Origin of the sequence: Pseudomonas folii, assembly GCF_014357575.1 — a bacterium.
GTDB classification, from domain to species: domain Bacteria; phylum Pseudomonadota; class Gammaproteobacteria; order Pseudomonadales; family Pseudomonadaceae; genus Aquipseudomonas; species Aquipseudomonas folii.
Genome location: NZ_JACONW010000040.1, coordinates 21,780 through 42,622 on the forward strand (window position 1 = coordinate 21,780; position 20,843 = coordinate 42,622).

At 57.9% G+C, this 20,843-nt stretch carries 21 protein-coding genes; 6 read left to right on the forward strand and 15 right to left on the reverse strand.

What is annotated here, in order from left to right; genetic code table 11:
* Positions 1-5: 5 nt before the first annotated feature.
* A complete protein-coding gene (locus H8S59_RS10880; RefSeq protein ID WP_027902059.1) occupies positions 6-899 on the reverse strand; it encodes a LysR family transcriptional regulator in 894 nt (297 codons plus the stop codon).
* A gap of 283 nt (positions 900-1,182) precedes the next feature.
* Between H8S59_RS10880 and speB the strand changes: the two genes are divergently transcribed.
* Together speB and H8S59_RS10890 are read left to right on the forward strand one after the other, a co-directional pair.
* Positions 1,183-2,133 carry an agmatinase gene (speB, locus tag H8S59_RS10885; protein ID WP_087272316.1) on the forward strand — a complete coding sequence of 317 codons (951 nt, stop codon included), beginning with the start codon at positions 1,183-1,185 and terminating at the stop codon, positions 2,131-2,133.
* 178 nt (positions 2,134-2,311) lie between these two features.
* Positions 2,312-2,566, forward strand: coding sequence for a hypothetical protein (locus H8S59_RS10890; RefSeq protein ID WP_095094875.1), 255 nt, complete (start codon positions 2,312-2,314; stop codon positions 2,564-2,566).
* Positions 2,567-2,681: 115 nt separating this feature from the next.
* Here the strand turns inward: H8S59_RS10890 and H8S59_RS27155 are convergent, their stop codons facing one another.
* The 3 genes from H8S59_RS27155 to H8S59_RS10900 all read right to left on the reverse strand — a co-directional run bounded on the left by H8S59_RS27155 (position 2,682) and on the right by H8S59_RS10900 (position 5,882).
* Positions 2,682-2,813, reverse strand: coding sequence for a PA1414 family protein (locus H8S59_RS27155; RefSeq protein ID WP_141230148.1), 132 nt, complete (start codon positions 2,811-2,813; stop codon positions 2,682-2,684).
* A 1,092-nt stretch (positions 2,814-3,905) separates the two neighbouring features.
* Positions 3,906-5,270 carry a DNA recombination protein RmuC gene (locus H8S59_RS10895; RefSeq protein ID WP_176469873.1) on the reverse strand — a complete coding sequence of 455 codons (1,365 nt, stop codon included), beginning with the start codon at positions 5,268-5,270 and terminating at the stop codon, positions 3,906-3,908.
* A 189-nt stretch (positions 5,271-5,459) separates the two neighbouring features.
* A complete protein-coding gene (locus tag H8S59_RS10900; protein ID WP_187521412.1) occupies positions 5,460-5,882 on the reverse strand; it encodes a tetratricopeptide repeat protein in 423 nt (140 codons plus the stop codon).
* A 920-nt stretch (positions 5,883-6,802) separates the two neighbouring features.
* Between H8S59_RS10900 and H8S59_RS10905 the strand changes: the two genes are divergently transcribed.
* The 3 genes from H8S59_RS10905 (at position 6,803) to H8S59_RS10915 (ending at position 9,185) form a co-directional block, all read left to right on the forward strand.
* Positions 6,803-7,027, forward strand: coding sequence for a hypothetical protein (locus H8S59_RS10905; RefSeq protein WP_027902063.1), 225 nt, complete (start codon positions 6,803-6,805; stop codon positions 7,025-7,027).
* Positions 7,028-7,288: 261 nt separating this feature from the next.
* The gene (locus tag H8S59_RS10910; RefSeq protein ID WP_095094885.1) at positions 7,289-7,768 is read left to right on the forward strand and encodes a hypothetical protein; all 480 of its coding nucleotides are present in this window, start codon (positions 7,289-7,291) and stop codon (positions 7,766-7,768) included.
* Between the two features lie 151 nt (positions 7,769-7,919).
* Complete coding sequence (locus H8S59_RS10915; RefSeq protein ID WP_095094888.1) at positions 7,920-9,185, forward strand: OmpP1/FadL family transporter; 1,266 nt, start codon at positions 7,920-7,922, stop codon at positions 9,183-9,185.
* 94 nt (positions 9,186-9,279) lie between these two features.
* Here H8S59_RS10915 and H8S59_RS10920 read toward each other — a convergent pair whose 3' ends face one another.
* From H8S59_RS10920 to H8S59_RS10965, 11 genes are all read right to left on the reverse strand, one after another.
* On the reverse strand, positions 9,280-9,831 hold the full coding sequence (locus H8S59_RS10920) for a glutathione peroxidase (RefSeq protein ID WP_122805736.1): 552 nt from the start codon (positions 9,829-9,831) through the stop codon (positions 9,280-9,282).
* A gap of 74 nt (positions 9,832-9,905) precedes the next feature.
* Entirely contained in the window at positions 9,906-10,028 is a 123-nt protein-coding gene (locus H8S59_RS27070) for a hypothetical protein (RefSeq protein ID WP_281391285.1), read from the reverse strand.
* Positions 10,025-11,227: an MFS transporter gene (locus tag H8S59_RS10925; RefSeq protein ID WP_214658287.1), complete on the reverse strand. Its 1,203-nt coding sequence runs from the start codon at positions 11,225-11,227 to the stop codon at positions 10,025-10,027. The genes H8S59_RS27070 and H8S59_RS10925 overlap by 4 nt, the downstream gene beginning before the upstream one ends.
* Before the next feature lie 580 nt (positions 11,228-11,807).
* Entirely contained in the window at positions 11,808-12,548 is a 741-nt protein-coding gene (locus H8S59_RS10930) for an adenosylcobinamide-GDP ribazoletransferase (RefSeq protein WP_187521413.1), read from the reverse strand.
* Positions 12,549-12,796: 248 nt separating this feature from the next.
* Positions 12,797-13,372 (reverse strand): alpha-ribazole phosphatase family protein, encoded by a 576-nt coding sequence (cobC, locus tag H8S59_RS10935; RefSeq protein WP_187521414.1) that lies wholly within the window; start codon positions 13,370-13,372, stop codon positions 12,797-12,799.
* Complete coding sequence (gene cobT, locus H8S59_RS10940) at positions 13,369-14,421, reverse strand: nicotinate-nucleotide--dimethylbenzimidazole phosphoribosyltransferase (protein ID WP_187521415.1); 1,053 nt, start codon at positions 14,419-14,421, stop codon at positions 13,369-13,371. The genes cobC and cobT overlap by 4 nt, the downstream gene beginning before the upstream one ends.
* Positions 14,418-14,939 (reverse strand): bifunctional adenosylcobinamide kinase/adenosylcobinamide-phosphate guanylyltransferase, encoded by a 522-nt coding sequence (cobU, locus tag H8S59_RS10945; RefSeq protein WP_187521416.1) that lies wholly within the window; start codon positions 14,937-14,939, stop codon positions 14,418-14,420. Before cobU ends, cobT begins: the two co-directional genes overlap by 4 nt.
* A 169-nt stretch (positions 14,940-15,108) precedes the next feature.
* Complete coding sequence (locus tag H8S59_RS10950; RefSeq protein WP_095102538.1) at positions 15,109-16,422, reverse strand: MFS transporter; 1,314 nt, start codon at positions 16,420-16,422, stop codon at positions 15,109-15,111.
* A 224-nt stretch (positions 16,423-16,646) separates the two neighbouring features.
* Positions 16,647-17,306, reverse strand: a complete 660-nt coding sequence (locus H8S59_RS10955) for an N-carbamoylsarcosine amidohydrolase (protein ID WP_187521417.1) — start codon at positions 17,304-17,306, stop codon at positions 16,647-16,649.
* A 40-nt stretch (positions 17,307-17,346) separates the two neighbouring features.
* Complete coding sequence (locus H8S59_RS10960) at positions 17,347-18,165, reverse strand: alpha/beta fold hydrolase (RefSeq protein ID WP_187521418.1); 819 nt, start codon at positions 18,163-18,165, stop codon at positions 17,347-17,349.
* On the reverse strand, positions 18,162-19,310 hold the full coding sequence (locus tag H8S59_RS10965; RefSeq protein ID WP_187521419.1) for an FAD-dependent monooxygenase: 1,149 nt from the start codon (positions 19,308-19,310) through the stop codon (positions 18,162-18,164). Before H8S59_RS10965 ends, H8S59_RS10960 begins: the two co-directional genes overlap by 4 nt.
* 357 nt (positions 19,311-19,667) lie before the next feature.
* On the opposite strand from H8S59_RS10965, the gene H8S59_RS10970 reads away from it, so the two are divergent.
* Complete coding sequence (locus tag H8S59_RS10970) at positions 19,668-20,723, forward strand: 2,5-dihydroxypyridine 5,6-dioxygenase (RefSeq protein ID WP_187521420.1); 1,056 nt, start codon at positions 19,668-19,670, stop codon at positions 20,721-20,723.
* The last annotated feature ends 120 nt before the right edge of the window (positions 20,724-20,843 follow it).

Genomic DNA, 20,843 nt, shown 5'->3' on the forward strand with positions numbered 1-20,843 from the left:
GTTCCTCAGATCGGGTTGAGTTGCGCTTTGAGCAAATCGCGGAAGGTCTGAATCAATGGCTCGCGGCTGCGTCCGCGTCGCACGATCATGGAGAACGGTGCCTGATAGCCGAACGTCGCTGGCAGCAGAACGCGCAGGTGCCCGGAGTCCACCCAGGATTGCGCGTAGTGCTCCGGCAAGTAACCGATGTAAGCGCCCGACAACACCAGGATCAACTGCGCCTCCATACTTTCGACGGTGGCAGCGCTGTGCTTGAAACCGTGTCGGGCCAGCTCGGCCTGGCTCCAGTAACCGCGTCCAACCATCCGTTGCTGGGCGATGACAGGCTCAGGGATACGTCGCTCGGTAAACAGCGGATGGCGATTACTGCAATACAGCCAGTGCTGCTCGCGATACAGCGGCTGATAAAGCAAGCCGTTCATGCGTGTGGAAAACGAACCAATGGCCAGATCCAGACGGTTATCCAGCACGCCCAGTTGTAACTCGTAAGGGCTCATCACTGACAAATGCAGATGCACAGCGGGATGCTCGGCGCTGTACGCACCGATCACTTCAGCAAACGGCAAAGCCCGGTCACTGACGGTGGAGTCCAGCACCCCGAGGTTCAAGGTACCGCGCAGTTCGCCCTTGAGCGCTGCGGCGTAAAGCTCGAAGCCTTCCAGCTCCCCCAAAAGACGCAGGGTTTCCTGATGGAACAGCTCACCTTTGCTGGTCAGGCTGAAGCCACCCCGGCCTCGATGACACAGGACGATGCCAAGCGCCGCTTCGAGTTGACTCATATAAGTGCTGATTGCCGAGGTCGACAGGTTCAACTCCTGTTGCGCACTGGCAAAGCCTTGATGACGCACCACGCTGGCGAAAATCCGCAGGAGTTTGAGGTCGGGTAAAGCGCTGGGCATGGCGGGGTCCGGTAGAAAAAGATCGCATGTCGTTTTTTCAGGAGCTGCCGAAGGCTTCGAATTCAGTTGTCATGTCACACCGTTTTCGCAGCCTTCGGCAGCTCCTACAGGGATCAATCCAGCTCAAAAGCAGAATTGATCCCTATCTGAATTTGTCGCGCAGCTTAGCCCAAAACCCCTTTAGTTCTGAAATTCCTGAACTAAGTATTTCGCCCCAGCGATTGTTCCTCATCCCTATGCTTCGCAAAATCGACCTCATTGAAACCAACGCTGAGGCACTCTCGTGGACAAGATTTTTCACCAGCCACTGGGCGGCAACGAAATGCCGCGCTTCGCCGGTATCGCCACCATGATGCGCTTGCCGCATTTGCAAACCGCCGCAGGCCTGGACGCCGCATTTGTCGGGGTTCCGCTGGATATCGGCACTTCATTGCGCGCAGGTACTCGCTTCGGTCCTCGGGAGATTCGCGCCGAGTCGGTGATGATTCGCCCCTACAACATGGCCACTGGGGCTGCGCCGTTTGATTCGCTGTCCGTTGCGGACATTGGTGACGTCGCCATCAATACGTTCAACCTGCTGGATGCCGTCCGCATCATCGAAGAAGCCTACGACGAAATCCTCAGCCATGACGTAATCCCTCTGACGCTAGGGGGCGACCACACCATCACCCTGCCGATCCTGCGGGCCATCCACAAGAAGCACGGCAAAGTCGGACTGGTGCATATCGACGCCCACGCCGACGTCAACGATCACATGTTTGGCGAAAAAATCGCTCACGGCACCACATTCCGCCGCGCCGTTGAAGAAGGTCTGCTGGATTGCGACCGTGTCGTGCAGATTGGTCTGCGCGCTCAGGGTTACACCGCCGAAGACTTCAACTGGAGCCGCAAACAGGGTTTCCGTGTGGTCCAGGCCGAGGAATGCTGGCACAAGTCGCTGGCACCTTTGATGGCCGAAGTGCGAGAAAAAGTCGGCGACGGCCCGGTTTATCTGAGTTTCGACATCGATGGCATCGACCCGGCCTGGGCACCCGGTACCGGAACCCCGGAAATTGGCGGGCTGACCACGATTCAGGCTATCGAGATCATTCGCGGCTGCCAGGGTCTGGATCTGATTGGTTGCGATCTGGTGGAAGTCTCTCCGCCTTACGACACCACCGGTAACACTTCTTTACTGGGTGCCAACCTGCTCTACGAAATGCTCTGCGTATTGCCGGGCGTGGCACATCGCTGATCTGCACTTCGCTACAAAAAGGATGCCTCAGGGCATCCTTTTTTATTTGCCCGCGAAGACGACGGATGACAAGGATATTGGCGAATATGAGCTAGCCTTAAAGGCATGATCGACTGGACACACCCTCTGTTTTTACGGAAGTCAGGGCTGATCTCCAACGACAGAACAGGGGATTATCATGGATCGAGACGAAGTTCGGCGGCATGTCGAGGGTGCCCTTGGGGTTATCCTCGTCGACAAGTCAGTGATTCGAGAGAGTCGAACGCTCGAAGACCTCGTTCTTGACGAGGAAGATATTGATGAGCTTTTCAAGAAACTTCACGAATCTGGAATCAACGTCAAGAAACGGGAAAAAGAGGAAGCGCTAAAGCACCCTGAGAGCACGACGGTGATGGCGTTGATTGATCACATCTTTGTCAGCCTGCAGAAGTAACAGCGATGTGCGTTATTCATCGGCAAAAGCGCATTCAGGTAGTTTCAAGGTCATCAGACCTGAACACTGCTGCGGGACGCGGACGCGTCCCGGGAGGGATGTGGCGCGGTGATGACTACCGACGCTGAGGCTGACGGCGCCGCTTGTCGTCGTCGGTGCGCACCGGTACAGGTTGCAATTTAGGGCGCTCGATCAAACCCAGAGCGACCCCGAGATCATGAAGCCAATCTTGCAATTTAGTGTCCATATAGCCCCCCTTCAGGGAAATACTTAACGACCCTATTTTCAAGCCGCTTGTTACAGATAAATAGTAGTGCCAACTCACACTTTACGCCTGCTCGCGCAGTCTTGCGGAAAAACATCTTTCACGATGTGTTCAATGTGACATTTCTTGTGTCGATGCCGCGTATTTATGCGACAGACGGTGACACCGCGCAGCCCTTCTCGCCAACAAGTGCCTCCTACCCGGACAACCGACACCGCGCCAAACGGCAGGAGCGAACTTGTTCGCGAGGCGTCATGCCTGAAACACCGCGCAGCCCCCTCTCACCAACAAGTTGCCTCCTACCCGAACAACCGACACCGCGCCAAACGGCAGGAGCGAACTTGTTCGCGAGGCGTCATGCCTGAAACACCGCGCGGCCCCCTCTCGCCAACAAGTTGCCTCCTACCCGAACAACCTGACACCGCGCCAAACGGTAGGAGCGAACTTGTTCGCGAGACGCGTCATGCCTGAAACACCGCGCAGCCCCGTCTCGCCAACAAGTTGCCTCCTACCCGGACAACCGACACCGCGCCAAACGGTAGGAGCGAACTTGTTCGCGAGGCGTCATGCCTGAAACACCGCGCATCACCCTCTCGCCAACAAGTTGCCTCCTACCCGAACAACCTGACACCGCGCCAAACGGCAGGAGCGAACTTGTTCGCGAGGCGTCATGCCTGAAACACCGCACAGCCCTTCTCGCCAACAAGTTGCCTCCTACCCGAACAACCTGACACCGCGCCAAACGGTAGGAGCGAACTTGTTCGCGAGGCGTCATGCCTGAAACACCGCGCAGCCCCCTCTCGCCAACAAGTTGCCTCCTACCCGAACAACCGACACCGCGCCAAACGGCAGGAGCGAACTTGTTCGCGAGACGCGTCATGCCTGAAACACCGCGCAGCCCCCTCTCGCCAACAAGTTGCCTCCTACCCGGACAACCGACACCGCGCCAAACGGCAGGAGCGAACTTGTTCGCGAGGCGTGATGACTGAAACACCGCGCAGCCCTTCTCGCCAACAATTGGGCGGCATTCCGACAATGAACGATGACGCGGTCAGCCATGAATAAACCACCACATCACTCCGGCAACTGCACCAGCCCCTCATCATCGGTCATGGCTCGCTCCAGCAAATCAGCAGGCAGGTTCTTGCTGGCGCGGGCGCCAAGTAACTTGAGTTGTTCACTGCGGCTTACCAGGTTGCCTCTCCCGTCAGTCAGTTTGTTGCGGGCGGCGCTGTAGGCCTTGTCCAGTTGCTGCAAGCGGCTGCCGACTTCATCCAGGTCCTGGATGAACAATACGAACTTGTCGTACAGCCATCCGGCACGCTCGGCGATTTCCCGGGCGTTCTGGCTTTGACGCTCCTGCTTCCACAAGCTGTCGATAACCCGCAAGGTAGCCAGCAAGGTCGTCGGGCTGACGATCACGATGTTGCGATCAAAAGCTTCCTGAAACAGATTGGGCTCAGCTTGCAGGGCTGCGGAAAATGCCGCTTCTATCGGCACAAACAGCAGCACGAAATCCAGACTGTGCAGCCCTTCCAGACGTTTGTAATCCTTGCCTGACAAGCCTTTGACATGATTGCGCAGCGAGAGCACATGCTGCTTCAGCGCGGTCTGACCGATCACATCGTCGTCGGCACTGATGTACTGCTGATAAGCCGTGAGGCTGACTTTGGCATCCACCACCACTTGTTTGTCGCCGGGCAACATGATCAACACGTCAGGCTGAAAGCGCTCGCCGTCCGGTCCCTTCAGGCTGACTTGGGTCTGATATTCGCGTCCCTTTTCCAGACCGGCATGTTCAAGCACGCGCTCAAGAATCAGTTCACCCCAGTTACCCTGGGTCTTCTGCCCTTTTAGGGCGCGCGTCAGGTTGGTCGCTTCATCGCTGAGTCGCAGATTGAGCTGCTGCAGGCGCTCCAGCTCTTTGCCCAGAGAAAACCGTTCACGGGCTTCGGCCTGATAACTCTCCTCCACGCGTTTTTCGAACGACTGAATACGCTCCTTGAGAGGGTCAAGCAGTTGGCCGAGCTGCTGCTGACTGGTCTCGGCAAAGCGCTGCTCGCGCTCGTCGAAAATCTTGCTGGCCATTTCCGCGAATTGAGCCCGCAGCTCATCCCGAGAACTTTGCAGATCGTTCAGGCGTTGTTGATGGTTTTCCTGTTGCTCGCGCAGTTCGGCAGTCAACGCCGCGCATTGCACATCCAGACGACGCAACTCCGCCTCTTTATTAGCACGCTCGTGATTCCAGTCCTGGGCAGCGGCCTGAGCATTATCGCGCTCATGGCGCAGCAGCTCGACTTCACGACGCGTTGCGGCCAGGTCAGCTTGCTTGACGGAGTTGGCCTGACTCAGATCACTGATCTCATCGCGGCTGGCATCAAGCTGCGCATTCAATCCGTCCTGAGCCATTTGCGCAGTGCTCAGTCGCTCGTCGAGCAGCGCGGTGTCCGCTTGTTGCTGAGTCAGTTTGCGCTGCAGTTGCCAGGCCAAAGCCAACAATGGCAAAGCCGCTGCACCAAGCCCAAGTAGCAGGCTGTTCAAATCCATTGCCATAGGGACTCCAGATGCCGGATTCATGCAGCATTATGCGCGATGCAGCGTGTGCGTCAGCAGCGGATTGCGCGGGGCCTAGCGGCGGTCCAGTTGACCGAGCAAATGCCGGGCGTCCTGCGAGCCCTTGGCCGAGGCCAGTTCCAGCCAGTGGCGCGCCTGCTGCGGCTCGTTGATAGGCGCTTGAGCACACAGCCGACCGTATTCGAATTGAGCGCTGCAATCTCCGGCACGAGCCGCCTGCCGCAATAGCTCGTGGCCAATGCGACGGTCACGGGTGTTGCCGCAATCACGACAGAGCATTTGCCCCAAGCGGCTTTGTGCAACCACCACTCCGCTGCGCGCAGGTTGTTTGAGCAGGCGACCGGCTAAGTGTTTAATGCTGGGCTTTTGATTCAAGCGCGGGTTATCCAGCAACCATAACGCGACACGCAGGGAGAAACGTGCGGGTTCGCGGGCGACAGCTTGAGATTCGTGCGATGGATCAGGACGAGACTTCATAAACACAACGGGGGCAAATCAGGAGGCGCGCAACTCTACACTTTTTCTCACAGAGGTAAAGAGGCAGGCAGCGAAAGGTGCGTTGTAGAGCGAGCGCTCGGGACAATCCACAGAAGCTGTGGATAACTCAGTGGACAACCGCCCCTCGCGCCTCGCAAACGTAGATAGAATGGGGCCTGCGCTCAAACTGACGATTTTTTCACCAGCAAAAAAATTTGATGTTTTTCATTGACTTAATAATTCACCACGCTAAATCAAGCCCTTAGAAGCGCATATGACAGTGATGTGGCAGCAGTTTGCGCCAATGTGCACAAGTCAATCTCGGGCCGGGATTTTTTTCCTGAAAACGCGCGACACAGTGCTCACTATTGAAAGTCGATCTCAACTGGAGCCATGGATTGCGCGGGGTCGGCGACGAACGGACGTCCTTCTCTGTATATTTTTTCACCAGCGCACTTCCAATGCCTTGGCAACTCCGTTACCATCATCGCCGTTAGTACCAAGCTGAAAGTCAATTTTTTTGGTCGAAAAAGTCCCCCGGCAAACTTTCTTCAAAACGTAAGGAAGTTGCTGACAACAAGGGATCGACCACCTCGATGGTTTCCAGACATGGCCTGCATGCCGACTACCCTCAGACGGGAGTGACAGTGCAATCATCCATGGCCTGACCAAACCAGCCTGCAATTGATCAGGATCTGCACCCAGAGCGTCGAACCTTTGCTCTTGTTGTGTTGCCTGCCCTCCTAAGTACCTACCGGTCAGCCCGAGCGCCATACGATAAAGTGCGCTTCAACTGGCTGCTTTTGTTCCAGACAGGTTCTTCGCCCAGCCATATCCTGCACATCAGGATCGCCCGCGTTTACTGGAACGTTTATTTTTGCACGGTAATGTTCCGTGTCGTTTTAGGAAACACCTTAATAATGACTACTCATCATCAGACTCAACACGCTATCCATACACTGACCAACGCTTTTGCCCCAATGAACTGTCTGATCATGGCCGCTCGCAAAGGCTGCTTCAGCTTCACCCTGGTCAACGAACACGGCATCGCTCGTCACACCGAGCGTCTGTACCCCGATCAGTACTCCAGCGCAGAGCCGCTGCAGGCCGTGATCGAGCGTACCCGTCAGGCCCTCATCGCCTGATACGCCGTTCGTTTTCGCTGGAATAAAAAGCCCCGCCCATCAAGGCGGGGCTTTTTTTCGTCCCGACGTTGCTCACACCCGCTATCGCCAAGGGCTATATAGGAACCGATGACCGGCAGGAATTAACTTAAAAACAGTCCTTTACACGCGGAATATGACACTACACTTCAACTCAGGCGATAGAGATCGCTTCCGTCGGGCCTGATCCTGTTGTCGCTGCCATACGTCCGGGCCCGCCGGTCACTTCTTCCCGAGGATGTCATGGGAATCGATGCCAGAGATTTATCCCGCCACGTGATCCGGCCCACTTTGTTGTATCTGGGTCGGCATAGCCCGCGCGCCGAGTCATTCCTGCTCGCCGTCGCCGCCAGTCAATCCCATCTCGGTGCTGCGCTGGACAGCCGCCGCGGGCATGGCCTCTACAGCATATCCGAAGGCCGTCATCGGCAGCTCTGGGATAACTATCTGGCGCTCGATCCCGAACTGGCCAGTCTGGTTCGTGGTCTGGCCAGTCAGCATGCTTTTCTCACCGGGCCGCACCTGGAGCTGACCGTCAATCTGCGTTACTCCACCGCCATCGCCTGGTTGATGGTCGAGGCTCAAGGATCTCGTCTGCCCGCCGATGAAGATCCCCGCATAATGGCCAAAATATGGCGCGAAATATTTCAGCCCCAAGGCCGTTTACGGGATTTCATGAGCGCGTGGCAAACCTGTGTGACGCCACTTTCGCACCCGGCGTGAATGACTTTAAAGCAGATATCAATACAAACAGATCGCGACATCTTCCGCGGATTGTCCTACAAAAAACGCTCTAGATCAGGCCATTCGGACTATGGCGCAATCTGAGAAATGTTGGTAGTTTTCGCGCGGTGATCAACATGGAGTTCTAATAATGAAAAAAGTAATGCTCAAGACCACACTTGGCCTCACCGTCAGCCTGGCTGCCTCTCAGCTGTTCGCCGCTGGCTTCGCTATCAACGAACAAAGCATCAGCGGAATGGGTACCGGTTTTGCGGGCCGCTCTTCCTCTGCCGATGATGCAAGCACGGTATTCGGCAACCCTGCCGGTATGTCCCGTCTCAAGCGCGAACAAGTCAGCGTTGGCGCAGCAGCAATCATCGCCAAGACCGATATTGATAACGCCAGCAGCTCTTTTGGCGGTAGCAATGATGGCGATATGGTACCGGTCGTCGGAGTTCCGATGGGGTATTACGTCAAGCCAATTGATGATCACTGGGCTTTTGGCGTGGGGGTTTACGTTCCATTTGGTCTGGTCACTGACTACGAAAGCAGCTTCGCCGGTCGCTATTTTGCGGATAAGAGCCACGTTCAGGTCGTCACCTTCCAGCCCACCATCAGCTATGCATTCAACGACAAGGTGTCCATTGGTTTTGGCCCAACCATCAACCGTATCGATGGCGAGCTGACCTCCTCAGCCCTTAACCGCGTAACCGGGCCGATCAACGACGGCAAGGTCAAGGTCAAAGGTGATGACACTGCGTTGGGTTTCAACGTCGGCATCCTGGTACAGGCCACCGACAGCACCCGAGTGGGCGCAACCTACCACTCCAAGGTTAAATACAAGCTCGACGGCGACACCAAGATCTCCGGCCCTAACTTCGGTCCATTCAGCGGCCAGAAGTACGACGCCTCGCTGGATCTGACCACGCCTGAATCCGTCGACTTCTCGGTCACCCATGAGCTGGACGCAAACTGGACACTTTATGCGGGCAGTACATGGACTCGCTGGAGTCGTCTGGAAAGCATCGACGTGAAAAACAGCGGCGTACCAGGCCCGCTGACCCCAACTATCGGCACCATCTCCGAGCCTCAGAACTGGCATGACACCTGGGCTCACGCCATTGGCGCCGCCTATAAGGTCAACAAGGAATGGACCTTGCGCACCGGTTTCTCGGTGGATCAATCGCCCACCAATAACGAAAACCGCTCGCCGCGCATTCCTACCGGTGACCGCAAAGCGATCAGCTTCGGCGCTGGCTGGAGCCCGAATGACAACTTGACCATCGATGTTGCGTACTCGTATCTGCGCGAAGATGAAGCGAAGATCCGTGATTCCAGCGCGCAAAAAGGCACTTACAACGCGGACTTCCGCAACACCGCTCACGGTGTGGGCAGCTCAATCACCTACCGCTTCTGATCCATCGACCGCAACGGGCTGACCCGGCACTTTGCGAGTCAACAAAAAGCCCCGCAATCAGCAATGGTTGCGGGGCTTTTTCGTTACAACTGAATCAAGGTTTGGAGGCGATAGCCTTCTCAACGGCAGCAATCAGCTCCGGGTCATCCGGGGTGGTCATGCTGGAAAAGCTGGCGACTACATTGCCTTTGCGATCCACCACGTACTTGTAGAAATTCCAGCGCGGCGCGTTGCTCTGCTCGGCCAGCACTTTGAACAGGTGGGTAGCGTCGTCGCCTCTGACGGGTTGTGGCTCGGTCATGGTGAAGGTCACGCCGTAATTGACGTAGCAGACCTTGGCGGTCTCTTCGCCATCCTTGGACTCTTGCTTGAAGTCATTGGACGGCACGCCAAGTACTTCAAGGCCCTGCCCTTTGAAACGCTGATTCAATGCTTCAAGGCTTTTGAACTGAGGGGCGAAACCGCAAAAACTGGCGGTGTTGACCACCAGCATTGGCTTGCCGGCAAAGCGCTCGCACAGGTTGATATTTTCCTTGGCGCGCAGCTTGGGCAACTCGCCTTGCAGCAGCGCCGGGCAATCGGCAGCCATGGCTGTGCCGCCTAAAGCGAACATAAGAACGGGCAGAGCAATCCAGCGAATGTGCATAAGGCATCCCGAGCGCCCGTGCGGCGCAGTCATTGTTGTCTATGGGACAAACTAACCCGCGCCCGGCCAAATGCCTAGAGGCAAGAACCCACGCCCAGTTGCAAAGCAGCGAGTCCAACGTTTTGCCACGCCCACCAGATCAGTGCCAGCGTCAGTGCCCCAGCCAGGCCTGCGCCCCAGAACCACAATCGGCTCATGCTGCTTGCGCCTGCAATCGGGCAACCGGGCGTTCACGCACGGGCCAGTTCAACCCCGCCGCCAGCAGGCTCAACAGTATCGACACTTGCCAGATCAAGTCGTAATTCCCGGTCCGATCGTACACAACACCTCCCAGCCATCCGCCGAGGAAAGCACCCAACTGATGGAACAGGAACACGATACCACCGAGCATCGACAGGTTACGCACGCCGAACAAGGTGGCGACGGTGCCGTTGGTCAGCGGGACTGTAGAGAGCCATAGTAGACCCATGGCCACGCCAAACAGATAAGCAGAGGTTTCACTGAGGGGCAGCGTGATAAACAACACGATCACCACAGCGCGCAGCAAATACAGCACGGTCAGTAAGCGCGGCTTGGACATGCGCCCGCCCAGCCAGCCTGCGGTGTACGTGCCGAAGATATTAAACAAGCCGATCAGCGCCAGCACAGTGGTACCGACCTTGGCGGGTAGATGCTGATCCACCAGATACGCTGGCAAATGCACGCCGATGAACACCACTTGAAAACCACAAACGAAAAAACCCAGCGCCAGTAACCAGAAGCCCGAGTGCGAACAGGCTTCCCTCAACGCGTCACTCAGGGTTTGCTCGCCACCCACAAGCGGCGCCGGGCTATCCCTGAGCATCATCACCAACGGCAGAATCAGCGCTACCAATACGCCAAGCACCAGCAAGGCACTGGACCAGCCCAGCCAGCCAATCAGCCCCAGAGTACCGGGCAGCATCGCGAACTGACCGAAGGAACCTGCTGCACTGGCGATCCCCATGCCCATGCTGCGCTTTTCAGGGGGAAGTGCACGGCCGACGACACCCAGGATCACTGAAAACGAAGTGCCGGACAGACCAATACCGATCAGCAGCCCCGCGCTCAATGACAGACTAAGCGGCGTGTCGGCCATGCTCATCAACATCAGGCCGACGGCATAAAGAATGCCACCGATGAATACCACTTTCGCTGCGCCGAAGCGGTCGGCCAACGCACCCGCGAACGGCTGCGCCAAGCCCCACATCAGGTTCTGAAATGCGATAGCAAACGCAAAGACCTCACGGCCCCAACCGAAGTCTGCACTCATGGGGGAGAGGAACAAACCAAAGCCATGCCGCGTACCCAACGACAGCGCCAGAATCAACGCGCTGCCTAGCAGGATCCAGCCACTGGTACGCCACACGGATGTCATTGTTGTTCTCCCGCTCACACGCTGAAGCATTATTACGTGGATATACCCGTAACAGAATGTGTGAAAGCTACGCGGTGGGGGATGGGGGTGTCAATGTGATCGGGCTGGCTCTTTCCAGCAGGCACACAGCTGCTGCTTGATTGGTAATGCGATCTCCTGTGGGTGCTTGCTCGCGAAGAACGATAACGCGGTGTGTCTGTTGGACCGGGGCGTCTGCATCGCGGGCAAGCACCGCTTCCACAGGGATCATGCTGTCTGTAGCAACGGTGCTTGCCCGCGAAGAACGATAACGCGGTGTATCTGGCTGACTGAGGCGTTTGATTCGTCGGAGTGCCGCCCAGACCAAGCCTCGCTCCAACAGGGATCATGCTGTCTGTAGGAGCCGAGCTTGCTCGCGAAGAACGATAACGCGGTGTGTCTGTTGGACCGAGGCGTCTGCATCGCGGGCAAGCACCGCTCCCACAGGGATCATGCTGTCTGTAGGAGCGGTGCTTGCTCGCGAAGAACGATAACGCGGTGTGTCTGTTGGACCGAGGCGTCTGCATCGCGGGCAAGCACCGCTCCCACAGGAATTGCATTATCAATCAGCAAGCGCCACTGCTAGCACGATCAAAACCGCCACTTCGAGTAACTCCAGCAATGCGCCCGCCGTGTCTCCAGTGGTGCCGCCCAGGCGCTTGAGCATGAGGTGCCGCAGCCAGAAGAAACAGACAGCGGCGGCAGCCAGAACGTACAGGCCCGATAAACCGGCAACCAGCACGCAGCCCACCGCGCAGACCACCAGCACCTGTTTACCCGCCGAGCGCGGCAAATGGTCAGCCAGCGCCTGCCCCAACCCGCCAGCCCTGACGTAAGGCGTGCAAAGAAACAGACCGAGCATGGCGCTACGACCCAGCACTGGTGCCAGCAGTAACGCTATGGAGTTCTGACTTTCAATCAACGCCAGCAGCGCAGTGAACTTAAGCAGCAGCACCAGAATCAGTGTGACCACCGCAATCGGTCCACTGCGGGGATCTTTCATGATGGTCAAGGTGCGTTCGCGGTCGCCAAAGCCACCGAGCCAGGCATCAGCGCTGTCGGCAAGTCCGTCCAGATGCAGTCCGCCGCTGAGCAACACCCAGGCGGTCAAGAGCAATGCAGCATGAAGCATGACAGGCGCGCCACTGAGCAGCGTATTCAAGCCCAACAACACCACACCGAACAGCACGCCCACCAGCGGATAAAACAGCAACGAACGCCCCATCTCCTCTGGCTTGGGCATGCCGGGCAAGGTGACGGGCAAACTGCTGAGGAACTGCAGAGCGATCCAGAACGGCAACATGTCAGGCTTCCCCGCTATCAAATCATAACTAAAATTGGAATGCTGCCACTGTAGGAACTGCCCGCGCAGTCTCGCAGCAAACACGTAGCCTGTAGGAGTGAGCTTGCTCGCGATAACGGTAGACCTGTTGAAAAATTACCGCCTGGCCTGACGCTATCGCGAGCAAGCTCACTCCTACAGGGCCCTATGTGCTGCGAGGCAGAGCGGTGTCAGGGGCACCGGGACGGCTTCTACAGGTCATCGATTTGCTATAAGGCCGGCTTCAACACACCACCAGCAGCAACATTAATCGCCAACAGCGCGCCATGCCCGACCGTGACCTGCAGCAATTGCTCACGAGGCAAGCCGCGGGCCTTTGCCAGCAACAGGCGCATGACGCCGCCATGGCTGATCAACAAAACACGTTCGCCCGCATAGGCTTGATGCAGTTGTTCGACAGCAGCCAACACCCGCGCCGAAAACTCAATGACAGGTTCGCCATTGGGTGGCGTGAAGCCGTAAGGATCATTCCAGAACAGGCCCAGACCTTCAGCGTCGGTTTCCATCAACTGCGCGGCGCTGTGCCCTTCCCAATCGCCGAAATGCAATTCCTGCAAGCCCGGCTCCAGGCTCAAGGGCAATGTCAGGCGCTCGGCCAGTTCTTCAGCAAAACGCGCGCAACGTTGCAATGGCGAACTGACGATCCGGTCCCATGGACCCGCCTGCGCCACCGCTGTACGCATCTGCGCCCAGCCGATGTCGGTCAAGGCATCGTCCAGGCTGCCGCGCATGCCGCCGCCCAGTTCGGTCTCACCGTGACGCAACATATCAAGATGCAGGATCATGCGGGACGATCTGCCACTGCGGCTTCAGCGAAGGTCGCCATGCCGTTGTGCAACTGACAGGCCAGACGCACCAGCGGCACCGCCAATGCTGCGCCGCTGCCCTCACCGAGACGCATGCCCAGATCCAGCAGCGGCTCGGCCTGCAAGGTCTCCAGCAAGTGACGATGGCCCGGCTCAGCGCCACGGTGACCGAACAACAGCCAGTCACGGCACGCAGGGTTCAGACGCACGGCGACCAGTGCCGCGACGCTGCAAATGAAACCGTCCACCAGCACGGTAATGCCTTCCTGAGCACAGGCCAGATACGCACCAACCAGCGCCGCAATTTCAAAGCCGCCCAGACAGAACAGACTCTGCAGCGGATCGCCAGCCTGCTCGGCGTGCAACTTCAACGCTCGCTCGATGACGTCCGTCTTATGGCTGATGCCCGCTGCATTCAAACCGGTGCCAGGCCCGACCAACAACTGCGCCGCGCACTCGAGCAACGAACAGGCCACAGCACTGGCCGCAGCGGTATTGCCGATGCCCATCTCGCCACCAACAAACAGTTCAGTGCCCACCGCCTTGGCCCGCAGCACACTGTCGCGCCCGGCCTGCAATGCCAGAAGGCCTTGTTCTTGAGTCATCGCAGGGGCTTTGGCGAAGTTCGCGGTACCGGCACCGATGCGCAGGTGGCGTACTCCCGGCAAATCCAAAGGGCTGATAGTGCCCAGATCCACCACATCCAGTTGCGCCGACAACTGCTGGGCAAGCACGCTGATTGCAGCCCCGCCGGTGACGAAGTTGTGCAGCATTTGGCCGGTGACTTCTTGCGGGTAAGCTGAAACGCCTTCTGCAACAACACCGTGGTCACCGGCAAAAATAGCGATCCACACCGCGTCGACCTTGGGTTTGATTCGACCTTGCAGACCGGCCAACTGCACCGCGACGCGCTCCAGTTGCCCGAGGGAACCGGTGGGTTTGGTCAGTTGTTGTTGACGCGCCAGGGCTTCCTCCCGGACCGGAACGTTGATCGCCTGCGCGGGCTCAAGCCACCACGAGTTACTCATAATGCGGATCCTTTCAATGTCAGTGGCAAACCGGCAACGGTCAGCACCACACGCTGGCAACGTTCGGCCAGGGCTTGGTGCAACAGGCCCGCTTCATCGACATAACGACGAGTCAGCTCACCGAGGGGCACCACGCCCAGCCCGGTTTCGTTACTGACAAAAATGATTTCGCCCGGCAATTGCGCCAGACAGTCGAGTAACGCCTGACGCTCTTGCACCAGACGCTCGGTGTTTTCAAGCATCAGCAAATTGGTCAACCACAGGGTCAGGCAATCCACGAGCAAGCAGCGATCGACGCTGGCGTTGTCACGCAGAACCTGCGCCAGTTCGATGGGTTCTTCGATCAGGCCCCAGGTGTCAGGCCGACGCTCGCGATGCAAGGCGACGCGTTGATTCAGTTCGCCATCTACCGGCTGGCTGGTGGCGATGTAAATCACTTCCAGCCCTGAGCCAGCGGCAAGGCTTTCAGCCAGCTTGCTCTTGCCGGAGCGTGCGCCACCGAGAATCAGCTGTTGCATGTGCGGGACTCTCTTAAGAAAAAATGCGTCCATCTCGATTGAAACGCGATACCGGTGGGAGCGGTGCTTGCCCGCGATAAGGCTGGGCGCGATCTTAAGTGAACCGCGTCCAGCCTTATCGCGGGCAAGCACCGCTCCCACAGGGCGATACCATCCCAAATCAACTGCCTCAGCGATTCACCAGCTTCGCGGGCAGCGCGATCACCAGAAAGCTGCTCAGGATCAGGCATCCGGCGAAGAACCACATGGCGCCAGCGCTGCTGCCGGTGATGTCGATGGCGATCCCCATCAGCGAGTTGCTGACCAGTCCGGCGATGTTTGCCAGTGAGCACGCCAGTGCGAAACCGGTGGCGGCGGCGCGGCCTTTGAGGAAGGTGGCAGGCAAGCTGAAGAACACTGGCACCGCACCGATAATCGCTGCCGAAGCGATAGCAAACAGCGCCACCGTCGCCACCAGGTTATGGGTGAAGAAGGTGCTGCTGGCCATGGCTACCGAGCCGATCAGGAACGGCACGATGATGTGCCAGCGACGCTCGCGATAGCGGTCCGAACTGGCACCGATCAGCAACATACCCAGCAACGCTGCAATGCTTGGCAAGGCTGTCAGTACACCGATATGAAACGTATCGACTACACCTGCGTTGCGAATAAACGTCGGCATCCAGAAGCCCATGGCGTAGGCGCTGAGCAGGATAGAGAAGTCGATACCGCCGAGCATCCAGACCTTGAGGTTGAAAAAGCCGTCGCGGAAGCTGTGCTTGCTGTCTTTGGCTTCAGCCTCATCCAGGCGCAGTTCGCTTTCCAGCAAGGTCCTCTCTTCGGCGTTCATCCATTTGGCTTCATTGTGGTTGTTCGGCAATGCCCAGAACGTCAGGATGCCCAGCGCCACACTCGGAATCGCTTCGAGTATGAACAGCCACTGCCAGCCGCGCAGCCCGGCAGTCTGGTCAAAGTGGCCCATGATCCAGCCGGACAGCGGGCCGCCGATCACACTCGACAGCGGCAGGCCGATCATGAACAGGGCAATGATGCGTCCGCGTCGATACGTGGGAAACCAGGTGGTCAGGTAAAACAGCACCCCAGGCAGAAAACCGGCTTCTGCGGCACCCAGCAGAAAACGCAGGATGTAGAACTGCATGGGCGTGGTGACGAGCATGGTGCAGGCCGACAGCAGACCCCAGGTGATCATGATACGGGCGATCCAGATCTTTGCGCCGACTTTCTCCAGCACCAGGTTGCTTGGCACTTCGAAGAGGATGTAGCCCACGAAGAACAGCCCGGCACCCAGGCCAAACGCGGTTTCGCTGAAGTGCAGCTGGTCGAGCATCTGCAGCTTGGCGAAGCCGATGTTGATCCGGTCCAGATAGGCAGCCAGATAGCAGAAGCACAGGAACGGAATCAGCTTCCAGGTGATCTTGCGATACATCGCTTTGATGGGGTCAGCGATGTCAGTCGCTGTTGTATTCACATTCGCAGAGGGCATGGTGGTCTCCTGGCGGAACCTATCGTTTTTGTTTAGCCGCATGTATCAGGCACTTCGGCAGCGCTGGCATGCGGCTTCCAAAGGCAGTGTCAGAAGACTGGAAAGCGCTCTTTCGAAGCGTCCACCCAGTGGGTTCGGCCGGTGTCGACCTGACCAGAGCTCTATGGCCTGGTTCTTAACGGCAGTTGCGAGCTTCAAGCTATAAGCTGCAAGAGGCGGTGAGTTCAGCTTTTTTCTTGTAGCTTGGCGCTTGAAGCTTGCAGCTGCTTCATCGCCTCCACCTTGTTAACCACATCCCCATACTTGCTGTCGATATCGAACAGGTTTGCTTCATGTGGAGCGGGGTGACGGTCGCCGACGCATTCGCGGACCACGATGGTCCGGAAACCATGTTGAACCGCATCCACTGCCGTCGCCCGAATGCAGCCGCTGGTGGAGCAACCGGCCAACACCACGGTGTCGATCCCTTGTGCGTGCAGCATCGATGCCAGGCTGGTGCCGAAAAACGAACTGGCGTATTGCTTGCTGATCACCACCTCGTCGGCGTTGGGCAAAACTTCTTCGCAGAATGCGGCCAGCGGGTTGCCGTCCACCATGTCTTTCATCACCGGGGCCTTCTTGACCCAGATGCCGCCGTCAGCAAAATGCCCGGCATGGTAGCGGATATTGGTGTGCACCACCGGTATCCCGTTCTTTCTGGCACAGGCCAGCAATTCGACGCTCTCGGCCACCGCACTGACCACGCCCGGTGCATACAGCGGCGCGCCCGGTTGGGTGTAGCCCTGCATGAAGTCGATCATCAACAAGGCTGGCTTGTTGCCGAAGCCAATACGCTGGCCCCAGACGCCCTGATAGTTGGCATCGGCAGATTGTTGCTCGCTCATATCGTGCACTCCGTTTTCTGTTCCGCTCAAGGCTGCAGGTTCAGGCGATGGTTTCACCGAGGAAGTCACCGAAAGCTGCAAAGAATCCTTCCAGATCATCCCAAGGGATCATGTGCCCGGCGTTCGCGACATGGGCGATGCGCATGCCCGGTTGCAGCTCAAGGATTTCCGCCTCGTCTTCAGCCAGAATCACACCGCCACGGCCCGCGACGATCAGCAGTGCAGGCACCGGCAGCTTTGGCAGGTCCTGATGAAAATCGACTTCGTGAAAGTCATTGAAGGCGCGGACGATCGCCGGTTCGTAACAGGTGTGCAGCCATTCGGCGCGCAGTTGCAGTTGCTCATCGGTCCAGGTGGCGCAGAACGCGCGCATGGCCTCGGCGTCCATTCCCGACTGCGCCTGGCGAATCGAGTCCACGTACCACGGCAGTTTTGACGGGTATTCGCGGCGGCCGGGTCCAGAGACGGGCGGGTCAATCAATACCAGCTTTTGCAGGCCTTGAGGTTGGCGCACAGCGCTCCGGGCGATAAACCGTGCGCCCATGGAATGGCCGACCAGGTGATAGGCGCCGAGGTCCATGGCCGCAGCAAACGCCGCGATGTCATCGGCGCAGGTGTCGACGCTGTAATCCAGCTCCGGCCCGGTGGAGGAGAGCCCGCGCCCGCGAGCGTCCAGCACGTAGGTATCGAAGTGCTGACCCAGCCGTTCGGCAACAAAGCCCCAGGTGATCGCCGGGCTGGTGATGCCCGGGATCAGAATCAGCGCGGGCTTGTTGTTGTGGGGCGGCCCGCCGTAGCGCAAGTAATGTTGACGGATACCGTTGGCCTGGACGTTGCCGCCGTAGATAAAAGTACTCACGCTGGCACCGCCGATTTCAGTTCGTGACCATACAGGTCGTAGCCGAATACCCAGGCCGGATCTTCCTGGGTGCGCAGCCAGGTGTTGGCGTTGGAGACGGCCTGAACACGTGAAGCGCGATCCTTGCGTGCGGTTTCGTAGAGGTCGAATGCGGTGCTGTAATCGCTCAGACCGGTGGCTTGCAGGCAGCGGGTCAACATCGCGGCGTCCTCAATCGCCATGCCTGCGCCCTGGGCCATGTGCGGTTTCATCGGATGGCAGGCGTCGCCCAGCAGCACCATGCGCCCGCGACTCCAGATTGGCAGCGGATTGCGATTGAGCAGTGGCCATTTGGTCACTGTTTCGCTGGACTCGATCAACGCCTGCACGGTGGGGTGGTAACCGGCAAACGCTTCGTACATTTCCTCGCGGCTGCTGTCGATCCAGTTGCCCTCGAACTCCCACGCAGGATGCGGCACGCCGGTGACGTAGTAGTACTCATCGCGTTTACCCGTGGTGTGGTAAACCATCATGTGCCGGTCGGCACTCCACCATTTCACACAGTTTTCGAAATCCAGGTTGTATTTGCTCAGCACGTGATTGGGAATCAGCGCCCGATGCGCTACCCAGCCGCTGTACAGCGGTGCTTCCTGACCGAGCAACTCTTCACGAATTTTCGAATTGATGCCGTCGGCACCGATCACGATGTCCGCCTCGGCGGTACTGCCGTCGGTGAAGCTCAGGCGCACGCCATTGGCAGTTTCCTCCAGGGTGCTCAGGCACTTGCTGAAGTGCACGCTGCCGGGTGCAATGCTCGACATCTGCAAGGCATGCAGGTCGCCGCGATGCACGGTGATGTAGGCCGCGCCGTATTCCTTGCGAGCGAACTCACCCAGCGGAATACGTGACATGTAATCGCCGCTGGCACCGTCACGGCTGAACCAGAAATCAGGGTGCGAGCCCATGTCGCTGAGTTGCTGTTCGATGCCCATGCGGCGAAAGATTTTCATGATGTTCGGACCCATATGGATCCCTGCACCGATCCGCGAGAACTCCGGCGCCTGCTCGTAGATGTCGACTTTGAAGCCCGCCTGCTGCAATAGCGTGGCGGCTGCTGCCCCACCCAGACCTGCACCGACGATGGCTATTTTTTGCGTATCTGGCATGGGCTGTTTCCTTCGTAACGGAGTCTTTGATGGTCGGGAGGTGATGGTCGTCCCGAGGTGTTTTTAAAGTGTATACGCTCTTTTTTTCTGATTGGAATAGCTTTGTCGAAAAAATAATTCGCGGGTTATTTATCGATGTCACTCAATGTAACCCTATTTTTATTGGTTTGTGTGAGTGGGTAACAATCTGGCGTGGCTATTGCAGACCGCTTCCGATTGATGTCTTATCGTAAATATAGGGTGTACACACTATAAAAATGCACTGACTTGTAGCGCTGCGCCTTTCTTTGGTGCGTGAAGGCGGCGAAAGCAGATACGAAACATCACAGCGTCGAGGCACGACGAAGGAGAAATGAAATGGCGGTAAGCGATTGCGAATTGACTCAGATGTTCGAGCACGTGCTGGCCTTGTCCAAGGTCGATGCGACCCAGAGCGTGGCGGTGCTCAAGAGCCATTATTCAAACCCCAGAACCGTGCGTGCTGCGATGGAGGCTTCCCAGCGTCTGGGGGCCAAGGTATATGCCGTTGAACTGCCATCGTTCAACCATCCCAAGGCCATGGGTAATGACATGACCGCTTACTGCGGCGACACCGCGCTGACCGGCAATCTTGCGGCGCAACGGGCCCTTGAAGCGGCTGATTTGGTGATCGACACCATGATGCTGCTGCACTCCCCGGAGCAGGAGCAGATCCTCAAGACCGGTACACGGATTTTGCTCGCGGTAGAGCCACCGGAAGTGTTGGCCCGCATGCTGCCGACCCTGGCTGATAAGGAGCGGGTGCTGGCCGCCGAGCAGGTGCTCAAGGAAGCCCGCTCCATTCATGTGAAGTCCAGGGCGGGCAGCGATTTCCGCGCTCAACTCGGTCAGTATCCGTCTGTCACCGAGTATGGATTTGCCGATGAGCCAGGACGCTGGGATCACTGGCCCAGCGGCTTTCTGTTCTCTTGGCCAAACGAAGAAACCGCGGAAGGCGTGCTGGTTATCGACGTAGGCGACATCTTGCTGCCGTTCAAGAATTACTCCCGGGAACAGATCATTCTGGAAATCGAAAAGGGCTTCATTACCGAGATCAAGGGCGGTTTCGAGGCTGAATACCTGCGCGATTACATGAAGTACTTCAATGATCCCGAGGTGTACGGCATCTCCCACATTGGCTGGGGTTTGCAGCCGCGCGCGCAATGGACCGCCATGGGCCTGCACGACAAGAATGACGGCATGTGCATGGATGCCCGTGCGTTCTATGGCAACTTCCTGTTCTCTACCGGTCCCAATACCGAAGTCGGCGGCACCCGCAAGACGCCTTGCCACATGGACATCCCGCTACGCCGTTGCGATATCTATCTGGACGACAAGGCCGTGGTGCTGGGCGGGGAAGTGGTTGCGCCAGAGGCGTCGCTGGCGAAGTTGTGAGCCTATTGGAGCGAGGCTTGCCCGCGAATGAAGCGACGCGATCAGGAGGATACAACGCGTCATCATTCTTCGCGGGCAAGCCGCGCTCCAACAGAATATCTATATCGTCTGGATTTTCTA